The organism is Imperialibacter sp., from assembly GCF_048007035.1.
GTDB lineage: Bacteria > Bacteroidota > Bacteroidia > Cytophagales > Cyclobacteriaceae > Imperialibacter.
In genome coordinates this window covers 2,127,985-2,151,194 of record NZ_CP180355.1, presented here as the reverse complement: position 1 = coordinate 2,151,194, position 23,210 = coordinate 2,127,985, and the positions used below count along the sequence as shown (strand labels likewise).

The following is a 23,210-nucleotide window of genomic DNA, read 5'->3' as shown; positions in this document are numbered from 1 at the left end:
GACGGTTTTTTTCATGTACTGACTCAGGGTAGCCTTCATTTTGTCTGTATTACTTCGTCTAAATGTCATTTTTTAATCGATCTAAAATTTCTAATTTGTCGCTAACCCAAGTGTGATGGAAGACATAGAAAGAGCAGTTTCCCTGATGGGAGTAGGTATGATCACAGTGTTTCTGGTACTGGCCCTGGTGGTGCTTACAGGAAATGCACTCATCAAGTTTGTCAACACCTTTGTTCCGGAAACCTTACAGGCTTCCCCCAAATCCCCTTCCACACAAACATCCCAGGTAGCTTCCAAAAAAGTAGCAGCCATTACCTCGGCGGTTCATCAGCTCTCAGGAGGTAAGGCCAACATCCAAAAGATTGAGAAATTGTAGTGTTTAAACAACCCGGAAATGAGTAAGGAAATAGGACTTTGTCTTGTGTACAGAGATATGTGGCAGTCGTCGGGCAAGTACATGCCCAGGAAAGACCAATTGGTGAAGGTGGCAGGCCCCATTGTAGAAATGGGTTGCTGGAGGAGAGTGGAAACCAACGGCGGCGGTTTTGAACAGATCAATTTGCTTTATGGCGAAAACCCCAACCGATCGGTTCGGGAATGGACGCAGCCGTTCAACGATGCTGGCATCCAAACGCAAATGCTGGAAAGAGGCCTGAACGGGCTTCGGATGTACCCCGTGCCCATGGATGTGCGGGAGCTGATGTTCAGGGTGAAGAAAAAGCAGGGCACCGACATATCCCGCTCTTTCGATGGTCTCAATGACACCAGGAGCATCATCAACTCCATCAAGCTGGCAAAAAAGGGAGGCATGATTGCCCAGGCGGCATTGTGTATCACTCATAGCCCTATCCATTCCGTCGATTATTTTGTGAACATGGCAGGTACATTGATAGATGCCGGTGCAGATGAAATAGCGGTGAAAGACATGGCAGGCATTGGTCGTCCGGCGTCTATTGGCAAAATTGTGGCTGGCATTAAGGCCATCAAAAAAGACATTCTGGTGCAGTACCATGGCCATTCCGGGCCAGGATTTTCGGTCGTTTCCTCGCTGGAGGCAGCCAGGGCTGGTGCAGATATCATCGACGTGGGCATGGAGCCGCTGTCGTGGGGCACCGGGCACGCAGATTTGCTCACTGTGCATGCTATGCTGAGAGATGCCGGATTCTCATTGCCTGATGTGAATATGAAGTCTTACATGAAGGTGAGGTCGTTGACACAGGAATTTATTGATGATTTCCTTGGCTATTATATCGACCCGAAGAACCGCCTGATGAATTCACTGCTGATTGGCCCGGGCTTGCCAGGAGGCATGATGGGAAGTCTGATGGCTGACCTTGAAAAAAACCTGGTTTCCGTCAACAAAGCCAGAGAGAAAAATGGAGAACCTGCCATGTCGCAGGACGACCTGCTGATCAAGCTGTTTGAGGAAGTGGAGCATATTTGGCCGAAGATGGGCTATCCACCGCTGGTGACTCCCTATAGCCAGTATGTGAAAAATGCTGCACTCATGAATGTGATGCAGATGAACAAGGGCAAGGAACGCTGGAGTATGCTGGATGATAACACCTGGGATATGATGCTGGGCAAGTCCGGTCAGCTGCCAGGCCCTGTAGCTGATGAATTGAAAGCCCTGGCCAAAACCCAAAAACGGGAATTTTTTGAAGGAGACCCGCACAGCCTATACCCAAATGAACTCGAGAAAATCAGGGGTGAGATGAAAGAGAAAGGCTGGGAGTTTGGAGAAGATGAAGAGGAGCTGCTGGAATATGCCATGCATCCTAAGCAATACATCGATTACAAGTCGGGTAAAGCCAAGAAAGCTTTTGATGAGGATTTGGCGCAAAGAAAAGCAGCTGCGTCGGCGCCTGCTGCTCAGGCTCCAAGCCAAACGCCTGCCATGGCAGCCCTGCCTCAAACATTAATGGTAGATGTGAACGGTGAGGCTTTCCGGGTGACTGTATCCTACGACGGAGATAGTCAGCCGAAGTCGACTTCTGAAACTCAAGCCACGCCGCAACCTTCCAGCAACGGACATACGCAGGAAATACTGGCTCCGCTTGAAGGCAAATTCTTTGCAACGAAGGATGCTGGCGAAAAGGCCATCAAGCCAGGTGACGTCATAAAAAAGGGCGATACTGTGGGGTACATAGAGGCCATGAAGGTGATCAATGCTATTTCCGCCGATAAAGAAGGAACAGTAGTGGAAGTTTGTTTCAAAGACGGGCAGGAGGTATACGACGACGACGTGCTGGTGAGAGTAAAAAGTTAAGGACATAACCAGCTCACTATTTACTTCTTACCAATAACCACTTACCTCCCTACCATGGAACTGTTCGAAAAAGTATACAGAATGACCGCCCTGGGCGACTTGGTTGCTCATCCGTCTTATATCCTGATGATCCTCATCGGGTTTGGTTTGCTCTACCTGGGCATTGCCAAAAAATATGAGCCGCTGCTCCTTGTACCCATTGCTTTTGGAGTGTTGCTGGCCAACTTTCCCGGAGGAGGGATGGGAGTGGAAAACATTCCTGAGGGGCTTACCCTGCCGCAGATTGCCGAGCAGTACGGCATCATGAACTTTGTTTACTACGCCCTGATCAAAACGGGCTTTCTGCCGCCAATCATTTTCATGGGGGTAGGTGCGCTGACCGACTTTGGTCCTATGCTGCGCAACCTCAGGCTGGCCTTTTTCGGTGCTGCTGCGCAAATTGGCATCTTCTGCGTGCTGATGGCGGCAGTGGCCATGGGCTTTACGCTGAAAGAGGCTGCTTCTCTGGGCATCATAGGTGGGGCCGACGGGCCTACCGCTATTTACACCACCATCAAATTGGCGCCGCATCTACTGGGACCAATTGCAATTGCGGCTTACTCTTACATGGCATTGGTGCCGGTGATCATCCCGTTTGTCGTTCGGTTTTCCATGACAAAAAAGGAGCTACTCATCAATATGAAGGAGCAGGACAAATTGTTTCCGTCCACGAAGCCTATCAAGAATTTGCAGGCGTTAAAAATCATGTTTCCCATCGCCCTTGGCTCTATTGTGGCTATTTTGGTGCCTAGCTCGGTGCCGCTGGTGGGCTTTTTGATGTTTGGCAACCTGGTAAAGGAAATTGGCGTGGCCACGGGCCGTTTGTACCAGGCCACATCCGAGACCATTCTTAATTCAGCCACTGTATTTCTCGGCTTATCTGTCGGCGCCACCATGACCACCAAAGCCTTCCTGAACACGCAAACACTGATGATTGTGGTGGGGGGCTTTATCGCCTTTGCCATCTCCATTTTGGGCGGCATCATGGCTGTGAAAGTGTACAACCTGTTTGCCAAAAAGAAGATCAATCCGTTGATTGGTGCTACCGGCTTAAGTGCGGTGCCCATGGCCGCCAGGGTGGCCAACGAGATTGCCATCAAGCATGATCCCAGCAACCACTTGCTGCAATACGCCATGGCCAGCAATATTTCAGGAGTGATTGGCTCCGCTGTCGCCGCTGGGGTGCTGATTTCGTTTTTGGGGTAGGTGGGGTTGAGCCGTTTCGACATAGGATCATCTTCCCGTTTTGATGGGCGTATCCCATCGCCTTCGTTTTCCTTGCTCAATAACCCGGCTGAAACGAGGGCGATAGTGGCTATTAGCATCATGTGATGTGAGTCGAAATTAGCCGGGCCAGTCTGTCCGACTGACAAGTAAATACAAATCGAAAAATTTACGTTGAATCAAATAATAGCTATTTTTATGATATGGAGACTGTAGATATAAAGGCAGAGTTACTAGCGCTCATTGAAAAAGAGACTGATAATAGCATATTAGAAGCTATCAGGACTTTGCTCCGAAAATCAAGCTTAGACCCTGCATTAAAGCAGAAACTAACTTCCAAAGCTTTGAAGGCAGAAGACGACATTACCGCCGGTCGGGTCATGGACAGACAAGAGTTAGAGAAAAGGCTGAATAGCAGGTTGCGTAAATGAAAGTAATTTATACTGACCAGTCTTATGATAGTCTGGAAGATTTAACAGATTTTTTGCTGGAAGAACAAGGCTGGGAGTTAGAGAAATTGTTGGAGTTCAGAATAAAATTGTTGGATCGGGCGGATGCCCTGGAAACCACCTATAACAACTATCAGCAGGAAGACTATTTGGAACATTTAGGAAAGGGCCATAGGAGAGTAATAGAGGGGCATGTCAAAATCATTTATAGGATTGAAAAGGAACGCATCTACATTATCGACTTTTTTGACTCCAGGCAAGACCCAGAGAAAATGAAGGGCTAATTGGCCGGCGTTTTGTAATCACTGGCTGAATTGGAAGAATTAACAATTTGTCGCCGTTAGGCAAACGAGTGGTCGCCAGCAATTTGCCATAAAAATCACATTTTCTCTTGCTCTGGCAACAATGGTGATTCATTTTGTGCCTAGGTTGCCGCCTGTGGCATCCCGGATAGCCAACGAGATTGCCATCAAGCACGATCTCAGCAACCACCTGCTGCAGTATGCCATGGCCAGCAATATCTCAGGGGTGATTGGCTCTGCCGTGGCTGGTGGGGTGCTGATTTCGTTTTTGGGGTAACATTTTTTAATGAATCTTTGCTAAAAGTACGGAAGAGCGTACGTTCAATCTATGAAAAGCTTATCGATTACAGAGGCCAGGAAGAATATGTATAAGCTGATAGACGAGGCTACCGAGACTCACCAACCCGTTCAGATTACTGGCAAGAGAAATAACGCTGTGTTGGTAAGTGAGGAAGACTGGCGTGCTATTCAGGAAACACTTTATTTGATTTCAATTCCACGTATGAGAGAATCTATCGTAACGGGAATGAAAACACCCCTCGAAGAAACCACAGATAAGCTGGATTGGTGAGCAATTACAAATTGGTTTATATAAGGCAGCCTCAAAAGGATGCAAAAAAAGTGACCTCCGGCGGGCTTAAGCCTAAAGTGGAGGAGCCTCTCAATATGCTGGAAGCCAACCCATTTCAAGACTATCCTCCTTACGAAAAACTTCTTGGTGATTTATACAAAGCATATTCCCGAAGGATTAATATTCAGCAGCGACTTGTGTACCAGGTACTGGAAGAAGAGAAAATAGTAAAAGTGCTGAGAATGTGGACTCATTATGAATAATGGGACTGTACTGGAAGCTCATTTTTGATTACTTTTCTCCAAACATATTATTGATAGTTATCCGCCAACAGATTATTTATGAACGCAGCACTCAACCGCAACTTATTCTTTGTCAAAGAACACACCGGTGTTTTTAAAGCAGCCAACAATTACGATATCCATGATCCGAACTCACAGGAAGTGATCCTTCACTGTCGGGAGGAGAACCTGGGGTTCTTTTCGAAAATATTAAGGTTCACCGACTATAAGAGGATGACACCGTTTCACATTGAGATCAGGACGCCAATGGGAGAAAAGCTTTTGACAGTGAAGCGGGGAGTATCTATCATTCTGTCAAATGTGGAAGTACTCGATGCGAACGACCAATTGGTGGGTAAATTCAAACAGAAGTTCTTTTCCATCGGAGGGAAGTTTGATGTGCTGGATGCCAATGAAACATTTATGTGTACACTTCAGGGAAGGTGGACAAGTTGGGATTTCAAGTTCGTCAAAGACAATGTTGAATTTGCCCATGTGAGCAAACAATGGGCAGGCTTGGGCCGGGAGATGTTTACCTCTGCAGACAATTATATGCTTCAGATCAATGACAAAGTGCCTGCCGACCACCCTTTGAGGATTCTGATTTTGGGTGCGGTGATGTGTATTGATATGGTGTTGAAGGAGTAGCAAGTCAGCAAAGCAGCTATTCTATTTTGAGCAATTCGTCGGTTCTGAAGTGCGCACTGTCTTTGTTCCAGTGCCACTTTTTGAGTTTAGGAAGCTGTAAGCCATTCAAAGATTCGTAGCCTTCGACAAAAATGAACTCTCCGTCCCCTTTGCTCTCGTCAAAATAGAAACGATAGCCGGCCAGGAGAAAGGTCTCCTTGTCAATGTAGAAATACCAGGTTTCTCCATCGGTGGATGGATCGTAGGTTACTTTTATCACCCAACATGATTGATTATTGAATGTTTCCTCCACAACCGCCGGGTCGATGATGGTACCTGTATCCTTTAGTTTCATCGGCACGCCGTACAGGTATTCGTACACCTCTTTGAGGTACTGGGTTCTCTCTTCAGTTAGCTGAAATTTGCTTTTTATCTCGTAGTTTAAGTTTGAACTGTCATTTACCGAAACATAATACTCGCCATGTCTCACTCCCTGGCTGACAGTGCTGTCGCCCTGCTGCAGGGCATATTCAAAAATGCCTTCAGGATTATTTATGAGAACTGAGAAGTATCGGTCTGCCTGTCCATCTCGCTTGATGGACATGTGGAAGCGGCTATTGAGCTTAGGCCACTGGTTGTTGGGGTCATGGGCTTCGATAGATTTTTCAAGCAAAGAGGCTGGAGTGAGTGACGGCTTGTCGCAAGAAAAAAGCAGTATCAGTAATAGGACTGGTGTGGTTTTCATGTGTACTCTCAATACGCTGTCCGACAAATATACCCTTAATTCGGCCAAAACTCCGGCTCGTCCAGCTCACCATATAGTCGACAGTCGCAACAGTACTCTGGGGCGTAATAATTAATGCCCGACCCATATGGCCCCTGACTTGCGAGGCAATAGCCAGCCGGCGGACTTCCACCGCCAGATACCTCCACGAGCTTCGAAGAACACCCATCGGAAGCAAAATCTAAGTCCAAAAGCTGGCTTCTGTCGATGTAAATTTCTTTTTCGGTTACAGCACCCACATCAAAAAAGCCGATCACCTGTTCGTCGGGATTGTTAGGATTGAAGAGATTGCTTGGCAAATCGTACGGTAGCGGATCGAAGAGTGTACCCTGGCTCTCAGAAATTTTTTTGAGTTCAGTCCAGTACTTTATACCAGTGCTGCTGAGGGCATATTGACGAACCAACAACCTGTACAAGGAGCGAAGCTGGTAGCCCTCTGTGCTTATATACTTTATTTCGAGTTGGCTGACTCTTGACTCTTTGAGCTGACTGGTATTTGCCGTAATAATATTGGAGTTTGTCTCGGTGTTGTAGCAAACCCACACACTGATATCCTGTGGGTAGGGAACTTTGATTTGGTACGTCTCTTCCCATTCATAGCGGAAGTACTGGGTGAGCCCTTCAGGGTCATGCGAATCGAGAAGTATTTTAATACCGTCTTTGGTGGTCCCTTCATTAGTTAGCCGCCGTTCTCTTTCAAAGTATAAGCTATCGATGTCTGGCGCAGTGTTGAGCAAAATGGGCTTGGATTGGTAGGTCTCGCCGTAAAGAGTTTCGATATGCAAAGCATACGAGTTGCCCGTTTGGCCAACAAAACATGCGGGGTCACTCTGGTAGATTCCCGGGCTGGTCTCTTCAAAGTAAAATTTAGCGCCCTCCTGGCCTTCAACATACACCAGAGCGCCAACTTCAACTCCACCATATTCCACACTGAGTGGTTTGGTGCGTGAAAGCCTGACAGTATTGGCCTCATCGAGATTGGAGACATGACCTTCAACGACCATGAGATAATCAAAAACCCCCAGCTCTGGCTCGATTGGCTCTATGCAACCGACCAAAATTAACGTTAGAGAAAGGGTGACGTGTCGTCTGGTTATCATTCGTTTAAGCAGGTCGATCATACTTCCCGGGCATTTTCCATTATTTCTATCGGCTAATAGACGTATTATTAGCCCCGTTAGTTGGCATTGCCAGCGGTATAGCATAACATCTATCTGCCTAAGCGCCCGTAGTGGTCGTCATTTGGTTCATTATTTTGCAATATCAAACCGTTGTACCTGTTTTTTCCCAACTTCATTCTCTTTTTGGTAATTCTTTTATCAAATTTGCCGATTCCTATTTTTGACGGTCGAAATCAGTGATAAATCTTCCTCGAAACAAAAGATGATTGGTCAGTGTGGACTGTCTGTGGACTAAATTTTTTGCGAATTTATGAAAGTCTTAAAGTTCGGAGGCACTTCAGTGGGGTCCTCGGAAAATATACGAAAGGTGGCGGCTATCCTTCGGGATTACCAACAGCAGGGAACCGAAGTAGCCGTGGTAGTTTCTGCCATGAGCGGTGTTACCAACCGGCTTATTGCGCTTGGTGATGTGGCAGTTTCTGGCGATGAGTCGTACCTGGTGGATTTGGAGCGACTGCGTCTACTGCACCTCGACACCATGAAGCGCCTCAATGATAACAAACTCCACCCGGAGGGGCGGGACACCATTGACAAGCTTTTCGCTGAGTTGAAGGACATGCTTCACGGGGTGTTCCTTATCAAAGAGCTTTCCGTTCGATCGCTGGATTTGATACAGAGCTTTGGTGAGCGGCTTTCAGCCAACATAATTACACTGTATCTGCAAAAGATTGGAATCAACTCCACGTTTCTGGATACCCGCCGGGTGATCAGAACGGACAATCATTTCGGCGGATCGAAGGTTAATTTCAAGGAAACCAATGCTTTGGTGAAAGGCTTCTTTGAAGGGAACAAGTCGATGGTGGTAGCTACAGGTTTTATTGCCAGCACTGCACAAAATGAAACCACCACACTTGGCCGTGGCGGCTCCGACTACACTGCCTCCATTTTGGCTGCTGCATTGGACGCCGATGAGGTGGAGATTTGGACCGATGTTGACGGCGTGATGACTGCCGATCCACGCAAGGTGAGAGAAGCTTACTCAATGACGAGCCTAAGCTATGTGGAGGCGATGGAAATGTCACATTTTGGTGCCAAGGTTATTTACCCGCCCACGCTGCAGCCAGCCATTTCAAAGAAGATTCCATTACGAATAAGAAACACGTTTAACCCGGCTTTTGAGGGCACCTTAATTACGCAGCAAAGCACTGGAAAAAAGTACCCTGTTAAAGGCATTTCTTCCATTGAAAACATGTCGCTTGTGAGCCTGATAGGTGGCGGCATTGCGGGTGTGCCGGGGGTGGCATCGAGGCTTTTTGGAGCACTTGCCAGGAAGAATGTGAACATCGTCCTCATCACGCAGGCCTCATCCGAGCACTCCATCACTTTTGCGGTGAGCCCAAAGGACGGAACCATTGCCAGAGACGTATTGAAAGAGGAATTTGCCCAGGAGATTAAAAACAGAGAGATAGATAGAATCCAGGCTGAAGAAGACTTATCTATAGTCGCTGTTATTGGTGAAAATATGAAGAATACGCCTGGCATTGCGGGCAAGCTTTTCCAGGCATTCGGCAGAAACGGTATCAACGTGGTAGCCATTGCCCAGGGTTCTTCGGAGCTCAACGTATCCGTGGTGATCAACCGGGCCAATATTTCCAAGGCACTCAATTCATTGCACGAAACCTTCTTTCTTTCAGATAGAAAATCGCTCAATGTGTTTCTTGTGGGCACCGGACTGATAGGCAGCACGCTTATTGAGCAAATCAAGGCACAAGCGGCCTACCTCATGGAGGAACGGTCACTGAAAATCAATGTTGTGGGTATTGCCAACTCACGTCACATGGCTTTTGATGAAGGCGGCATTGACCTTAACACTTGGCGCAAGCTTGTGGACAAGCCAGGAAAGGGCATAGAACTTTCAGCGTTCATAGAAAAAATGGAATCTATGAACCTGGCCAATTCGGTGTTTATCGACTGCACGTCGAGCGCTAAAGTGATCGAGTTTTACGAAGATATTTTGGAGTCCAGCATTTCTATCGTTACGCCAAACAAGCTGGCCAACTCCGGCCCACTGGCTTTTTACGAAAAGCTAAAGAAGCAGGCGGCCAAACACGGTGTGAAATTCATGTACGAAACGAACGTGGGTGCCGGACTTCCCGTCATCAACACGCTCAATGATTTGAAGTACAGCGGCGATAAGATCATCAAAATTGAAGGCATCTTGTCGGGCACGCTTTCCTATATATTCAACAGCTTCAAAGAGGGGGTGCCATTCAGCCAGGTGGTAACGGAGGCCCGCAGCAAAGGGCTGACCGAACCCGACCCGAGAGACGACCTGAACGGAATGGACGTGGCGAGAAAGATATTGATCTTAGGACGAGAGGCAGGCCAGAAACTCGACATCAAAGATGTGAAGCTGGAGCCTATTTTGTCTGATGCTTGTTTCAAGGCGCCAAACATTGACTCCTTTTTTGAAGAACTCAAAAAAGAAGACGGCAGACTGGAAGCCATGAGAAAGAAGGCGATGGACGAAGGGAAGAAGCTGCGTTTTATTGCCAAGGTAGAGGAGGGAAAAGCTTCTATTTCGCTGCAAGCAGTCGATGCCGAACATCCGTTTTACAGCCTTTCCGGCAGCGACAACATTATTTCCTTCACCACCCAAAGGTATTTTGAAAGGCCATTGGTGGTAAAAGGGCCGGGCGCCGGAGCAGAAGTGACTTCGGCAGGCGTTTTTGCAGAGATCATCAGCATCAGCAATCACTTTATCCAGGACAATTACAAATTTGCAGGCGGCTATGGCGGATAGTATCAAAGTGTTTGCCCCAGCTACTGTGGCCAATTTAACCTGTGGCTTCGATATTCTTGGACTCGCCATCAATGGCCCGGGAGATGAGCTGGTGGCTAAAAAAACAAGCGGAAGTGGGGTAACTATCGTCTCCATCGAAGGGGACGAAGGGCGGCTGTCAAAAGATGCATCAAAAAACACGGCGGGCATTTCAGCCAACCAGTTCTTGCAGGCAATTGATTACCGGGGAGGCATCGAGATTTCTCTTCACAAGAAAATGCCTTTCGGAAGTGGCATGGGCTCCAGTGCAGCCAGTGCCGTAGCTGGTGTTTTTGCTGTCAACGAGTTGCTGGGGAGGCCGATGAGCCAAAGGGACTTGCTGCCCTTCGCCGTGGAAGGTGAGCGCATTGCCTGTGGCAGTGGCCATGCCGACAATGTGGCGCCGTCGCTGCTCGGAGGCATTACGTTGGTTAAAAGCTACGAACCATTGGAAGTGCTTTCTTTGCCGGTGCCGCCGAATATGTATGTGGCAGTTTTGCACCCCGCAGTGGAGGTGTCGACAGGTGATGCAAGAGCGATTTTGCCAAAAGAGGTGGCCATGAAAGCTTCAGTAAAGTACGCCGGTAATTTAGCAGGCTTTGTTTCAGCGCTATACACCAACGACCTTGGTTTAATGCGCCGAGCACTGATAGATGAGATTGTGGAGCCAAAAAGGGCTTCATTGATCCCGTATTTCTACGAAATCAAAGAAGCTGCTTTGTCTTCCGAAGGGGTCATTGGTTTTGGCATTTCAGGCTCCGGCCCGGCCATGTTTGCCCTGGCTGATGGATTGGAGGCAATAACAAAAGCGGGAGCAGTCATGGAAAGCATTCTTAAAAAGCGAGGCATATCGGCTAACCTCTACATTTCTGAAGTGAATACCGCAGGTCCTAAAATATTAGATTGAAAATGAAGTTATACAGCACCAATAAGCAATCTCCCGAAGTAAGTTTTGAAGAGGCGGTTTTTAAAGGACTCCCTGACGACAACGGGCTTTATATGCCAAAAGCCATTCCGGCACTTTCTGCCAAATTTTTCGAAGGGCTGGAGGACATGTCTTTTCAGGAGATGGCCTTGGATGTAACGGATACCTTGATTGGTGATGAAATAGGAAGAAAAGACCTGGAGAAGATCATTTACGACGCAATGAATTTTCCGATAGAGCTTCATCAGGTAGAAGACAACATATTTGGTCTTGAGCTTTTTCATGGGCCTACGCTGGCTTTCAAAGACTTTGGCGCCAGGTTCATGAGTCGTGTAATGGGTCATTTTTTGGAGAAAAAGCAAAAGGAAATTACCATCCTTGTCGCCACCTCTGGCGATACAGGTAGTGCAGTTGCCCACGGCTTCCTGGGTATTCCGGGCATCAATGTGGTGATCCTTTATCCTAGCGGCAAGGTGAGTGAGATTCAGGAGAAGCAGCTAACAACGATAGGCCAAAATGTGAAGGCGCTGGAGGTTGATGGCACGTTCGACGACTGCCAGCGCATGGTAAAGCAGGCTTTCCTCGACAAAGAGCTGAACAAGGTGCGACATTTTACCTCAGCCAATTCCATCAACATAGCGAGGCTGATCCCTCAATCGTTCTATTACCACTATGCCTGGTCGATGTTGCACAGCGACCGCAAGCCAGTGTTTTTCTGTACGCCGTCTGGCAACTTCGGGAATTTGTGTGGAGGCCTTATTGCAAAGAAAATGGGATTGCCTATCGACCACTTTGTGGCTGCAACGAATGCCAATCACATTGTGCCCGATTATTTGCTGACGGAAAAGTTTCAGCCAAAGCCTTCTGTGAAAACAATTAGCAATGCCATGGATGTGGGCAACCCTAGTAACTTTCCACGGGTGCAGGCATTGTATGGAGGAAGCTATGACAAGATCAACCGGGATATTTCAGGGGCATGGTATACGGATGCTCAAACGTCGCAGGCCATGAAGGAGGTCTTTGAAAACGAGGAATACCTGCTTTGCCCACATAGCGCCATCGGCTATTTGGGAGCCAAAGACTATCTGAAAAGCCATCCAGGCAAGACGGGAGTATTTCTGGCCACAGCTCACCCGGCTAAATTCTACGACGTGGTGGACAAAGTGCTTGGTGGGAAAGTGGAAATCCCCGAAGTGCTGAAAGAGACGATGGAGAAGCCCAAAAAGTCAGTGAAAATGGAAGCCAGCCTCGATGCTTTGAAAAGCTTTTTGATGAACTAAGCTTTTCAGGACTTGCTGAGGCCTGACGGCTTCCGGGCAGAAAGTTCACTGGCTGCTCCAACCATTTTATCAAGCAGGCGGGCAGGGTCAGTTTCCCAGATCACAAAGTCGAAATTCACCTTTTTCAGCAGACCATTCACCGTCATGTGAGCGAAGAGCTGGTGCAAATAGTCGTAGTATCCGTTAGTATTGAGGATGCCAATAGGGGCATGAATGAGGCCCAGTTGACGCCAGGTGAGTATTTCGCAAAGCTCCTCAAGCGTACCGAACCCACCCGGCAAGGCTATGAAGCCCTCTGAAAGTTGCGACATGATGGTCTTCCTCTCATGCATCGACTCTACCCTGATAAGTTTGGTAACACCCGTGTGGGCGATCTCCTTACTGGCCAGAAAATTTGGGATTACTCCTGTGACCTTTCCACTTGCTCTCATGCAGCTATTGGCTACAGCACCCATGATGCCTATTTGAGACCCACCATAAATCAGCTCAATGTTTCGGCTGGCCATCAGTTTTCCGAGAATTTGTGCCTGAGCCACAAACTGAGGGTCTTTTCCTTCAGCAGAACCACAAAACACACAAAGTGACTTCATTTCGTACAAATTAGAGTTTCGTAAATACTTTTTTTGGAGTATTTCTTATTGGCCCTAAACCTAGTAATTTGTTGCATTGATTTTTACTGTAACCTGGAATTTTACTAACCCTACCCCTTATGATAAAGAGGAAGCACTATCTCAATGGCCTGTTATTTTTATTTTTTGTAGGCTCAACCGTCCTTTTTGTTCAAGAGGAAAACCGGCCAGTTGATTCACGAATCGCTTACGAGGCCTTCATAAGGGAGCATCCCTACAACCAAAATCAAAAAGGAGCGCAGCGTTCAAAAGGCAATAGCGAGGAGGACAAGGAGAGGAGCGGCCCGGCAGAGAGAATGCAGCAGGACTTCCTAATGACGATGGATCCTGCGCTTAAAAGGCCCACTCCTGAATTGCTACCACAGATAATGAGGGATCAAAAAAGTGCACGTACTTACGGCACACTTCCCGGAGAGTCGGCAGCGCCGTGGCTGGAAAGGGGCCCCAAAAATGTGGGCGGACGAACCCGGGCTCTTATGTGGGATCCTAATGATGGCACAGGGAAGAAAGTATGGGCGGGCGGAGTAGCAGGTGGCCTATGGTTTAACAGTGACATTACGAGTAGCAACTCGCCGTGGACAGCGGTCGATGACTTTTGGAGTAACCTTGCAATTACTTGCATTGCATATGACCCGAATGATACGGAGACTTTTTATGTGGGTACAGGTGAGGGCTGGTACAACGCTGACGCTGTAAGGGGGCAGGGCATTTGGAAGACTACCAATGGCGGCACTACGTGGACGCAACTGACTGCCAGCACCAGCTTCCTTTTTGTGAACGACATTGTCGTGAGAGATGACGGTGGCACAAGCGAAGTTTATGCAGCGGTGGCCAGAAGAAGTGGAGCGTCAAATAGCGAAGGTCTGTTCCGATCTGTCGACGGAGGAACTTCTTTTACTCAGCAGCTCCCGAATATTGCGGGCAAATCGTACCCACCAGGGGTAAGCGATATCGAGATTGGTGCTGATGGAGCCATTTGGGCAGGTACCACTTTTGCTGGATCGGGCAGTGGCGGTGGTTTAGTTCTCAGATCAAGTGACGGAGAATCATGGTCGACTGTATATACCGCTTCTGTCAACGAATTTGATGGCCGGGTGGAACTCGCTACCTCTGCGGAGGCCGATACTGTGGCGTATGCCCTTATCGAAAAGGACTACAAGATCTTTGAAATGAAGAGGACGGCTGACGCCGGTGCTACCTGGGTAAACATGACGCTACCGGATGATGATGACAATGGCATTGACGCTGACGATTTCACAAGGGGGCAGGCTTTTTATGACTTGGTTGCTGCAGTGAACCCCGAAGACGACAGCACTATTGTAGTGGGTGGAATAAACCTTCACATGAGTACTGATGCAGGCCAGACATGGCAACAGATATCAAAGTGGTCCAACAATCCCAACATGGGTGGCAAGCCGTATTCCTATGTGCATGCCGACCATCATGCTATCCAGTTCAAGCCCGGAAGCTCAAACGAGGTTGTTTTTGGGAATGATGGCGGGGTATTCTGGACAAGTGATTTCTCTGACCCAGCCAATACCGACAAGATTGTGAGTAGGAATAGTGACTACAATGTTACACAGTTTTATTCCGCTGCCGTTCATCCGGACAAAGCCAAGAACTACTTTTTGGCAGGTGCTCAGGACAATGGCACGCAGCGATTCCAGTCTGCGGGAGTAAACGTTACCGACGAAGTCTCCGGAGGCGATGGCGGGTTCGCCTTCATTGATCAAACCAATGGCAGTGAGCAGTTTGCTGCTTACACAAATAACAATTATTATTTCACCGACAATAGCTGGCAAACCGCCGTAACTGTAGAGTCTGATGATGAAACTGGCCGGTTTATCAATCCAACTGACTATGATGACGAGCTGAATATTCTTTACTCAGCATCAACGGAGTCAACTATAGGACGTTTCTCTAATAGCCCGACGGGGTGGGTCAGGAACGATCTGGCTGTAAGTCTGGGTACCAAAGCCACACATTTGAGGGTGTCGCCCCACACCCGAAACTCGACGACCCTTTTTGTTGGTACGGAAGCCGGGCGGGTTTTTAAAATTACTAAAGCTAACTCTGGCGTTTCAGCCTCTGCGGAAATTACAGGTTCTTCGTTTCCGAATGGCTGGGTGTCCTGTATCGAAGTGGGGCAGGACGAAAGTCATCTGCTGGTGACATTTTCGAACTACGGTGTGATTTCCGTGTGGTACACCGAAGATGGTGGTGCCACCTGGAGTAACAAGGAAGGCGATTTACCCAATTTTCCTGTGCGCTGGGCCATGTTCAATCCAACTAACTTTGATGAGGTAATTTTAGCTACCGAAATGGGAATTTGGGGAACAAAGTCAGTGACCGCAGCCTCACCAACATGGGCGCAGTTCAGCAACGGCCTTGCCAATGTGAGAGTGGACATGCTTCAGATGAGGGACTCAGACTTTGAGGTGATCGCAGCCACTCATGGCAGAGGGCTCTACTCAAGTTCAATTTTTGCCGGGCAGTCGTCGCTTACAGCGAATTTTGTAGCGAAAAACAGAGCTACCGAGAAAAATACTGCGGTTGAGTTTGTTGACAGGTCGAAAGGAGCTACCTCCTGGGCCTGGACTTTCGACGGGGGCACACCGGCAACTTCAACTTCCCAAAATCCATCAGTAACCTATGCAACCGACGGAGCCTACACGGTGACCCTTGTTTCAAAAAATGCCAGCGGAGCAACATCAACGAAAACCATCGAGGGCTACGTACAGGTAGGGCCGGTTGATGATGGGCCGATTGAAGCATTGTTTACCTCCGATATCCAAACAGTGGTGCAGGGCAACACAGTTAAGTTTACAAACGCCTCTAAAGGTATGCCTGAGTCTGTCATCTGGTTTTTCGAAGGGGGCACACCATCCGCTTCTACGGAGCAAAATCCGACTGTAAAATATGAAACGACTGGCTCGTTTGATGTGGAGTTGGTGGTGTTTAAGGAAGGGGAGCAAAACAAAATATTAAAAGCCAACTACGTTACGGTTTCTGCTGACAATTCGACTTTAAAAGCGAAATTCAAGGTCAATACGCCCACTGTTTTTGTAGGCAATCAAATCAAGTTCACGGACATATCTACAGGAGGTGCTACCTCCTGGGCGTGGACTTTCGAAGGAGGAACACCGTCTATTTCGAGCAGTCAGAATCCGGTTGTCGTTTATAATACTTCCGGTAAGTTCAACGTGACCCTCAAGGTCACAAAAGGAGCTGAAACAAACACCCTAACGATTGAAGACCATGTCGGCGTTTACGTTAGCACAGGTATTGAGTTTTCAGACGGCGTGATAGACTCATATTACAGCAATGCCAACCCTGATTTTACTGGCTTGTATGGGGGCGAGTGTGATGCATTTTTCACCAACAGAAGGCTTTTGGCTCCAACCAATGTCAATGGAAATACAGATACATTTGTCAGCTTGCCTCTGGGGTCGTATGTGACGGTAGAATTTACCGACAATGTGATTATCAATGCTCCTGGTCAGGACGATATTTTCATCAGAGAATGTGAGGGGGTCAACGAATATGCCAACGTTTATGTAAGTGCAAATGGCGTTGATTTTTCTTTTATTGGCACAGCCATAGGTACTAACAGCAGCAATGTCACGACTACTTTCGATCTGGAAACGATAAATTTTCAGGAACCCGTAACGGCCATCAAAGTAATTGGGCTGGATTTAGGTGGTGCCTCGCCCGGTTTTGATTTACTGAGCGTGAGTGGAATTGCCGGAGCCATTATCGGTAACGATCCACCATTGGCACCTACACTCCTTACTGCCGAGGCCAAGCCCTCAGAAGTAAAGCTGAGCTGGGAAGACAATGCCATCGATGAGGCTGGATTTTTTGTCGAAAGGTCAACCAATGGTACCACTTTCACTAAGATCAAAGACTTGCCGGTCAACGCATCCAGTTACACCAGTGGAGGACTCACAGAGGCAACCAAATACTTTTTCCGTGTGGCAGCCACCAACAAAAATGGCGACTCCGATTACAGCAATGTGGTGGAGGTAACAACGACAGAGTTTACCATTGAAGCACCCACTGGACTTAATGTAATTGCCAACACTTCGGTGTCAGTGGTGCTCGATTGGGTTGACAATTCAGATGACGAAGAAAGTTTTGAAATTCAAAGGTCCGAGGACAATGATCAGTTTATTACGCTTGGCACAATTGGAGCTGACACCATTTCGTTTGATGACCTGAGTTTGGTGCCGTCGTCAACTTATTTCTACAAAGTAAAAGGTGTTAACGCAACAGGCGAGTCCGATTACACCGAGGTTGTGGAAATCAAAACGCTTGACCCTCTTGAGGCACCCACGTCCCTCACACTTGACAAGGCGACTGGGCGTAAAGTGGTGCTTTCGTGGGCCGATAATTCAACGAGGGAAACTGCCTTCATTGTGGAAAGGGCCGTAGGAAACGGAGCGTTTGCTACCCTAACGGAACTGGAAGCTGATGTCACAGAGTTTACAGACGATGCCGTACTTGAACTAACAGACTATAAATATCGCTTGTATGCAGTGAACGATGTGCTCGAGGTTTCGTCAAAAACCACTTCGTTGCTCGTGTCAACGCCCGAAAAGGGCTTTGCGGATCTTACCATTACCGATCTGAATGCCCCGGTTTCGCAGAGCGCCAAAGAAATCACACTTGGAGCAACCGTTTCCAATCTTTCCGACGATCCTACGGAAGGCGCTTTTGAGGTTAGTTTTTACCTTTCTAAGGATGAGAACCTCTCGTTAGCGGACGAGTTTTTAGGGGCGGTAGCTTTTGAGGAGATGGAGGATGGGGCAGAGCAAACTGCCTCCGGAACCTTTGATATGGTGATACTGACAGCCGGGGAGTATTTCATCATTGCCGTAGTTGACGAAGAGAGTGTGATTGAAGAAAAAGACGAAGCCAATAACAAAAAAAGTGCCTCAATTATTCTCACGGAAGTGCTTTCTGTGGCCGATGATTTGCAACAAAACATAAAAGTTTACCCCAATCCAACCACTGCGGTGGTTAATGTGACGTCGGAGGCAGGCAAAATTGGGCCATTCAATATTCGGTTAACAGACTTGTCGGGAAAGCTCTTAAAGGTACAAGCCAAGGTAGAAGGAACTACAAGGATTGATATGACAGACCTGCCAAGTGGCGTCTATCTCCTTACAATCCAAAAGGAGGGTAGCCAGTATTCAACCCGGATTCTGAAAAGGTAAAAATGGGGCTGGCGGTGAGCCGGCCTCATTTCTAAAAGTCCTTTGAGTCATTCAATCGCCAGTCGTAGTCGATATAGCTGACTTTGGTTTTATCAGCGATCTTTACTTTGGCAAACTGATTGATAAAATCTTTCAGATTCTTGTTTTTAGTGAAATCGCCACTGTACCAATCGAAGAGTTTTGACAGCTGAGCACTTGTGCTGGTAATTTTGTTTCGCCGCTCGTCGTTGACAAAGCTAATGGCCTGCTCTTTAAGTTGCTGGTCAATCTTTGCGCCGGTGTAGGCCTCGGCCCTTAGCACCGGGCACGAATAAGAGGCACAATTGACGGCAAAGTGTATCCTCGGCTCATTGAATTCCTTTCTTAGGATGCTGTGCTCTATGTTATTCAAATCCATCTCTTTACCACCTATTTTGATGAACTTGATGTCCCAGGGTGTGTTCACAAAGGGGATTTGAATTTTGCTGCCGATGTCTTTGATGCTCTCCACTGGATAATATTGAAGAATAAGCTCAATAGTAAAAGCATTGTAGGCATTGATCCAATACGCCAGCCGATCCTCTTTGCTCCAGGTCTTATCGTTTGGTGCGTTGTTCTGAATCAAATCCAGGTATTTTTTTAGTTCGGCTCTGTCTTCTTCGAAGCCTTCGTAGTTCACCCAGCCTTCTTTGTTGACATGTTTTTTTAGCAAAGCATCGAAGGTAGCGTGGCTGATCGGTTTTGTGTTTTCCTGTTTTGGCGAGGCTATGCCGCAACTCACAAAAACCAGCAGCAGAAAAATGTTAAGGGTATGTTTCATGGCCAGGGATGTTTTATAAGTGAAACGAGCGAACCCAGTGCTTGTTGGCAGAAAAATGAGATGTGTCTTGAGAAAGACACTATCTTTTTTCCTGAAGGATGACTTTTTCACGGTAGATGGGCGAACCATAAGTTGACCTAATGTAAAGACCTCATCAGTTTTATAGTGTTTTTTTTGACAAATTTTTGGATCAAACACCTTTTATTGAAGTATTCGCTTAATATTGAAGATAAGGTTTGATTGATGATTCGACAATGATACAATTGCTCATTTTAATTGCCGGGTTTCTCTTGGTTGCCGTGTCCTCCAATCAAATAGCCCGCCAATTCCAAAAAATACATTTGCCTTTAATTTCCGGGCTCATGATCACGGGCGTTTTGGCTGGGCCTTATGTGCTCAACCTCATCCCCGAGATAGCCAAAGTGCAGCTGAGCTTTATCAGTGAAACGGCCCTCGCATACATTGCATTTGCCGCAGGGTCAGAGCTTTATCTCAACGAAATGAGGAGCAAGTTGAGGAGCATTAAGATTCAATCTTTTGCTCAAACGGCCATCACTTTTCTGGCAAGCGGATCCCTTGTGTTTTTCCTCGCCGATATGATCCCCTTTATGAAAGAGCTTTCGCTGGGCGACAAATTATCGGTTTCACTGCTTACGGGGGTCATATTTGTTACACCTTCTCCCGCTTCGGTAATAGCTATCGTCAATGAATTGAGAGCGAAGGGGCCTTTTACTCAGGTCGTTCTCGGCGTCACTATTGTGAAGGATTTTGTGGTGGTTGTCATGTTTGCCATTATTTTGGCCGTGGCAAAAACGCTTGCTCATGGCGATAGTTTTGAGCTCACAAGCCTGCTAATAATAGTTATTGAGCTGATTGTTTCTTTTGGCGGGGGCTTTCTTGTGGGGAAGGGGCTTGAGGCAGTTTTAAAGCTGAAAATCAAGCACTTGGTCAAAACCGTATTGATTTTGGGCCTGGGGTACCTGGTTTACTTATTGTCACATCACATTCTGGCATGGAGTGAAGAGCTTTCGGGGCACGGGCTTTATCTGGAGCCGCTGCTTATTTGCCTCGTAGGGAGTTTTTATGTCGCCAATTACTCCAACTACCGGCCAGAGTTTCTAAAAATTCTTCATGAGGTAGGAACACCAGTATATGTAGCGTTTTTCACACTCACTGGCGCATCCATGGACTTGCCTGTATTGGCAGAGGTTTGGGTCATTGCCCTGCTATTTTTTGTTATCCGACTGCTTGCAACCACAGTAGGCGCCCTTGCAGGAAATGTGTTGGCCGGAGACCCGCACAGGTTTCTTAAGGTGGTTTGGATGCCATACATTGCTCAGGCTGGGGTAGCGCTTGGTCTGGCAACCGTTATCGCCAACCAGTTTCCCGGGTGGGGGGAAGATTTTGCCGTACTCATTATTGCCATCATAGTTATCAACCAACTTGTGGGCCCGCCATTTATCCGCTGGGCCATCGACCTGGTAGGTGAAAACAAAAGCAGAGCGGATGTTCCCCGGTTTGATGGCGTTATGGACGCCCTTATTTTTGGCTATGAAAGTCAGTCATTGGCCCTTTCACGGCAGCTTATGGAGAAAGGCTGGAAAGTAGAGATGATTACGCTGAGTGATCAAAAGGATGTGGAAGTTCCGGACGGAATTAAACTTCATTTTGTTACTCAGATCGACAAAAAGCTTTTTGACGGGATCGATGCTAAAAAATTTGATGCCATTGTAACCTTGCTGTCTGACGAGGAGAACTATAGAATATGTGAGATAGTGTACGAAGAAATAGGGACAAAACAGATGGTTGTGCGCCTGAATGAAAGGGCCAACCTCGACAAATTTGTTCACCTGGGCGTGAAAGTGATCGACCCGTCCACTGCCATGGTGAGCCTGCTTGACCATTTTGTACGCTCACCCCAGGCTACCAGCTTGCTGCTTGGCATGGAACACGGCCAGGACACCAGAGACATTGTCATCCGCAATCCGGATCTCCACGGACTCCCGCTTCGGAGCCTTCGCCTGCCCCCGGAGGTCATCATCCTTTCTATGCGCCGGGCCGGCCAAATGATCATTTCACATGGCTACACCCGGCTGCGGGTGGGTGACATCGTGACCATGGTTGGATCGAACAGCAGCCTCGACGAGATAGAGCTGAAATTTGCCAACTAACGTTTCATAGCAGAATAAGCCATTTTTGCTCCTCAATTCTTTATTCTGCAAGCTTTAATCCTATATCTTTGCGGCCTGAAAAGAAATCAGCCGACGGCTGGTGCTCTTTCTTTTAGAACCGAATAAGACGAACTGATGAATTCTCAAAACACGCCTAAAGAAGAAACCAACTTGCTTCGTACCCTCATTGCTCATGCCAAGGAGTATGGCTTCATATACCCTTCAAGTGAAATATATGACGGCCTCCAGGCAGTATATGACTATGGTGCTTATGGTGTGGAGCTGAAAAACAACATCAAAAAAGTTTGGTGGGAGAGTATGACCCGCCTCAACGAGAATATAGTGGGCATCGACGCCGCCATCTTCATGCATCCAACTACCTGGAAGGCATCTGGCCACGTCGACGGGTTCAACGACCCGATGATCGACAACAAAGACTCGAAGAAGCGCTATCGGGCCGACAATCTCATTGAAGATAAGGCTACTGAGTATGAGAATAACGGTGAAGGAGCCAAAGCGGAGCAGCTGCTGGCCGACATGAACAGGCTGCTGACAGCTGAGGACTTGAAGGGAGTGAAGGAGCTGATTGAGAGCCACAAAATTGTTTGCCCCCTCTCCGGCACTGCCAATTGGACTGAGGTGCGTCAGTTCAATCTGATGTTTTCCACCAAAATTGGTTCGGTGTCTGAGGAGGCCGATGTGGTTTACCTGAGGCCGGAAACTGCCCAGGGAATTTTCGTCAACTTCCTGAACGTGCAGAAGACTGCCAGGATGAAAGTGCCTTTTGGAATTGCGCAGATTGGCAAGGCCTTCAGAAATGAGATTGTCGCCCGCCAGTTCATTTTCCGAATGAGGGAATTTGAGCAGATGGAAATGCAGTTCTTTGTCCGTCCTGGTGAAGAAATGAAGTGGTACGAGTACTGGAAAGAGGCTCGCATGAAATGGCACCTGGCGCTGGGCACTCCGGCTGAAAAGCTGAAGTTTCACAACCATGATAAGCTGGCCCATTATGCCAATGCCGCTGTTGATATTGAGTACCAATTTCCATTCGGTTTCAAAGAAGTGGAAGGCATCCATAGCCGTACTGACTTTGATTTAAAGAACCACCAGGAGTTCTCAAAAAAGAAGCAGCAGTACTTTGATACAGAAATCAATCAGAACTACATTCCTTACGTGGTGGAGACCTCTATCGGTGCCGACAGGGCATTTTTGATGGTGTTGAGCAATGCTTATACGGAAGAGACCGTAGGTGAGGGGGATGAAAAGAAGGAAAGAACTTATTTGAAGCTACATCCTGCGCTAGCGCCAATCAAAGCTGCTATCTTCCCATTGGTGAAGAGAGATGGCCTGCCTGAAAAGGGCCGCCAGATTTTTGACATGCTGAAGTACGATTTCAACCTGATTTATGAGGAGCAGCAATCAATCGGCAAGCGCTACACACGGCAGGATTTGATAGGCACACCTTTCTGTATCGCAGTGGATTACGAGACGATGGAAAACGATACTGTAACCATCCGCCACCGTGACACCATGGCACAGGAAAGAGTGCATATTTCCGAACTGAAGGAGAAAATTGGAGAGGCAGTTTCTATTAAGAGGATATTTGAGAAGCTGGGGTAAAACTATCAAATTAGAAAATTATCAAAAGGCTCTTTCTAGAATGATTGAGCCTTTTGCTATTATTATACTTTAGTGTGGC

At 47.5% G+C, this 23,210-nt stretch carries 19 protein-coding genes; 15 read left to right on the top strand and 4 right to left on the bottom strand.

Annotation, left to right across the window (positions count from 1 at the left end; genetic code table 11):
- Positions 1-115: 115 nt before the first annotated feature.
- From ACMVP2_RS09450 to ACMVP2_RS09410, 9 genes are all read left to right on the top strand, one after another.
- Positions 116-376, top strand: coding sequence for an OadG family transporter subunit (locus ACMVP2_RS09450; protein ID WP_416867531.1), 261 nt, complete (start codon positions 116-118; stop codon positions 374-376).
- A gap of 18 nt (positions 377-394) precedes the next feature.
- The gene (locus tag ACMVP2_RS09445) at positions 395-2,269 is read left to right on the top strand and encodes a biotin/lipoyl-containing protein (RefSeq protein ID WP_416867530.1); all 1,875 of its coding nucleotides are present in this window, start codon (positions 395-397) and stop codon (positions 2,267-2,269) included.
- A 54-nt stretch (positions 2,270-2,323) separates the two neighbouring features.
- On the top strand, positions 2,324-3,514 hold the full coding sequence (locus ACMVP2_RS09440; RefSeq protein WP_416867529.1) for a sodium ion-translocating decarboxylase subunit beta: 1,191 nt from the start codon (positions 2,324-2,326) through the stop codon (positions 3,512-3,514).
- 221 nt (positions 3,515-3,735) lie between these two features.
- Positions 3,736-3,963: a hypothetical protein gene (locus tag ACMVP2_RS09435; protein ID WP_339790003.1), complete on the top strand. Its 228-nt coding sequence runs from the start codon at positions 3,736-3,738 to the stop codon at positions 3,961-3,963.
- Positions 3,960-4,265, top strand: a complete 306-nt coding sequence (locus ACMVP2_RS09430; protein WP_416867528.1) for a type II toxin-antitoxin system RelE/ParE family toxin — start codon at positions 3,960-3,962, stop codon at positions 4,263-4,265. The genes ACMVP2_RS09435 and ACMVP2_RS09430 overlap by 4 nt, the downstream gene beginning before the upstream one ends.
- Positions 4,266-4,401: 136 nt before the next feature.
- Positions 4,402-4,560, top strand: a complete 159-nt coding sequence (locus tag ACMVP2_RS09425) for a sodium ion-translocating decarboxylase subunit beta (RefSeq protein ID WP_416867527.1) — start codon at positions 4,402-4,404, stop codon at positions 4,558-4,560.
- 51 nt (positions 4,561-4,611) lie between these two features.
- On the top strand, positions 4,612-4,854 hold the full coding sequence (locus ACMVP2_RS09420; protein ID WP_416867526.1) for a type II toxin-antitoxin system Phd/YefM family antitoxin: 243 nt from the start codon (positions 4,612-4,614) through the stop codon (positions 4,852-4,854).
- Complete coding sequence (locus tag ACMVP2_RS09415; protein ID WP_339790015.1) at positions 4,851-5,117, top strand: Txe/YoeB family addiction module toxin; 267 nt, start codon at positions 4,851-4,853, stop codon at positions 5,115-5,117. The genes ACMVP2_RS09420 and ACMVP2_RS09415 overlap by 4 nt, the downstream gene beginning before the upstream one ends.
- 78 nt (positions 5,118-5,195) lie before the next feature.
- Complete coding sequence (locus tag ACMVP2_RS09410; protein WP_339790018.1) at positions 5,196-5,783, top strand: phospholipid scramblase-related protein; 588 nt, start codon at positions 5,196-5,198, stop codon at positions 5,781-5,783.
- 16 nt (positions 5,784-5,799) lie between these two features.
- Here the strand turns inward: ACMVP2_RS09410 and ACMVP2_RS09405 are convergent, their stop codons facing one another.
- On the bottom strand, positions 5,800-6,507 hold the full coding sequence (locus ACMVP2_RS09405; RefSeq protein ID WP_339790020.1) for a DUF6503 family protein: 708 nt from the start codon (positions 6,505-6,507) through the stop codon (positions 5,800-5,802).
- Positions 6,508-6,542: 35 nt separating this feature from the next.
- On the bottom strand, positions 6,543-7,667 hold the full coding sequence (locus ACMVP2_RS09400; RefSeq protein WP_416867525.1) for a DUF4249 domain-containing protein: 1,125 nt from the start codon (positions 7,665-7,667) through the stop codon (positions 6,543-6,545).
- Between the two features lie 310 nt (positions 7,668-7,977).
- Between ACMVP2_RS09400 and thrA the strand changes: the two genes are divergently transcribed.
- The 3 genes from thrA to thrC are packed head-to-tail and all read left to right on the top strand — an operon-like array spanning position 7,978 to position 12,693.
- Entirely contained in the window at positions 7,978-10,470 is a 2,493-nt protein-coding gene (gene thrA, locus ACMVP2_RS09395; RefSeq protein ID WP_416867524.1) for a bifunctional aspartate kinase/homoserine dehydrogenase I, read from the top strand.
- Positions 10,460-11,395, top strand: coding sequence for a homoserine kinase (locus ACMVP2_RS09390; RefSeq protein ID WP_416867523.1), 936 nt, complete (start codon positions 10,460-10,462; stop codon positions 11,393-11,395). The genes thrA and ACMVP2_RS09390 overlap by 11 nt, the downstream gene beginning before the upstream one ends.
- A 2-nt stretch (positions 11,396-11,397) precedes the next feature.
- Positions 11,398-12,693 (top strand): threonine synthase, encoded by a 1,296-nt coding sequence (gene thrC, locus ACMVP2_RS09385; protein WP_416867522.1) that lies wholly within the window; start codon positions 11,398-11,400, stop codon positions 12,691-12,693.
- Between the two features lie 5 nt (positions 12,694-12,698).
- On the opposite strand, the gene ACMVP2_RS09380 is transcribed toward thrC, so the two are convergent.
- Positions 12,699-13,283 (bottom strand): TIGR00730 family Rossman fold protein, encoded by a 585-nt coding sequence (locus tag ACMVP2_RS09380; RefSeq protein ID WP_416867521.1) that lies wholly within the window; start codon positions 13,281-13,283, stop codon positions 12,699-12,701.
- A 119-nt stretch (positions 13,284-13,402) separates the two neighbouring features.
- On the opposite strand from ACMVP2_RS09380, the gene ACMVP2_RS09375 reads away from it, so the two are divergent.
- On the top strand, positions 13,403-18,541 hold the full coding sequence (locus ACMVP2_RS09375; protein WP_416867520.1) for a PKD domain-containing protein: 5,139 nt from the start codon (positions 13,403-13,405) through the stop codon (positions 18,539-18,541).
- A 31-nt stretch (positions 18,542-18,572) separates the two neighbouring features.
- On the opposite strand, the gene ACMVP2_RS09370 is transcribed toward ACMVP2_RS09375, so the two are convergent.
- Positions 18,573-19,340, bottom strand: coding sequence for a DUF547 domain-containing protein (locus tag ACMVP2_RS09370; protein ID WP_416867519.1), 768 nt, complete (start codon positions 19,338-19,340; stop codon positions 18,573-18,575).
- Positions 19,341-19,594: 254 nt separating this feature from the next.
- On the opposite strand from ACMVP2_RS09370, the gene ACMVP2_RS09365 reads away from it, so the two are divergent.
- Positions 19,595-21,511, top strand: coding sequence for a cation:proton antiporter (locus ACMVP2_RS09365; protein WP_416867518.1), 1,917 nt, complete (start codon positions 19,595-19,597; stop codon positions 21,509-21,511).
- Between the two features lie 135 nt (positions 21,512-21,646).
- Positions 21,647-23,131, top strand: coding sequence for a glycine--tRNA ligase (locus tag ACMVP2_RS09360; protein WP_416867517.1), 1,485 nt, complete (start codon positions 21,647-21,649; stop codon positions 23,129-23,131).
- Positions 23,132-23,210 lie beyond the last annotated feature (79 nt).

Bases quoted from the DNA above. Each gene is read 5' to 3' on its own strand.
- ACMVP2_RS09450 (WP_416867531.1), top strand. From the start codon at position 116: ATGGAAGACATAGAAAGAGCAGTTTCCCTGATGGGAGTAGGTATGATC.
- ACMVP2_RS09445 (WP_416867530.1), top strand. From the start codon at position 395: ATGAGTAAGGAAATAGGACTTTGTCTTGTGTACAGAGATATGTGGCAG.
- ACMVP2_RS09440 (WP_416867529.1), top strand. From the start codon at position 2,324: ATGGAACTGTTCGAAAAAGTATACAGAATGACCGCCCTGGGCGACTTG.
- ACMVP2_RS09435 (WP_339790003.1), top strand. From the start codon at position 3,736: ATGGAGACTGTAGATATAAAGGCAGAGTTACTAGCGCTCATTGAAAAA.
- ACMVP2_RS09430 (WP_416867528.1), top strand. From the start codon at position 3,960: ATGAAAGTAATTTATACTGACCAGTCTTATGATAGTCTGGAAGATTTA.
- ACMVP2_RS09420 (WP_416867526.1), top strand. From the start codon at position 4,612: ATGAAAAGCTTATCGATTACAGAGGCCAGGAAGAATATGTATAAGCTG.
- ACMVP2_RS09410 (WP_339790018.1), top strand. From the start codon at position 5,196: ATGAACGCAGCACTCAACCGCAACTTATTCTTTGTCAAAGAACACACC.
- ACMVP2_RS09405 (WP_339790020.1), bottom strand. From the start codon at position 6,507: ATGAAAACCACACCAGTCCTATTACTGATACTGCTTTTTTCTTGCGAC.
- ACMVP2_RS09400 (WP_416867525.1), bottom strand. From the start codon at position 7,667: ATGATCGACCTGCTTAAACGAATGATAACCAGACGACACGTCACCCTT.
- thrA (WP_416867524.1), top strand. From the start codon at position 7,978: ATGAAAGTCTTAAAGTTCGGAGGCACTTCAGTGGGGTCCTCGGAAAAT.
- ACMVP2_RS09390 (WP_416867523.1), top strand. From the start codon at position 10,460: ATGGCGGATAGTATCAAAGTGTTTGCCCCAGCTACTGTGGCCAATTTA.
- thrC (WP_416867522.1), top strand. From the start codon at position 11,398: ATGAAGTTATACAGCACCAATAAGCAATCTCCCGAAGTAAGTTTTGAA.
- ACMVP2_RS09380 (WP_416867521.1), bottom strand. From the start codon at position 13,283: ATGAAGTCACTTTGTGTGTTTTGTGGTTCTGCTGAAGGAAAAGACCCT.
- ACMVP2_RS09375 (WP_416867520.1), top strand. From the start codon at position 13,403: ATGATAAAGAGGAAGCACTATCTCAATGGCCTGTTATTTTTATTTTTT.
- ACMVP2_RS09370 (WP_416867519.1), bottom strand. From the start codon at position 19,340: ATGAAACATACCCTTAACATTTTTCTGCTGCTGGTTTTTGTGAGTTGC.
- ACMVP2_RS09365 (WP_416867518.1), top strand. From the start codon at position 19,595: ATGATACAATTGCTCATTTTAATTGCCGGGTTTCTCTTGGTTGCCGTG.
- ACMVP2_RS09360 (WP_416867517.1), top strand. From the start codon at position 21,647: ATGAATTCTCAAAACACGCCTAAAGAAGAAACCAACTTGCTTCGTACC.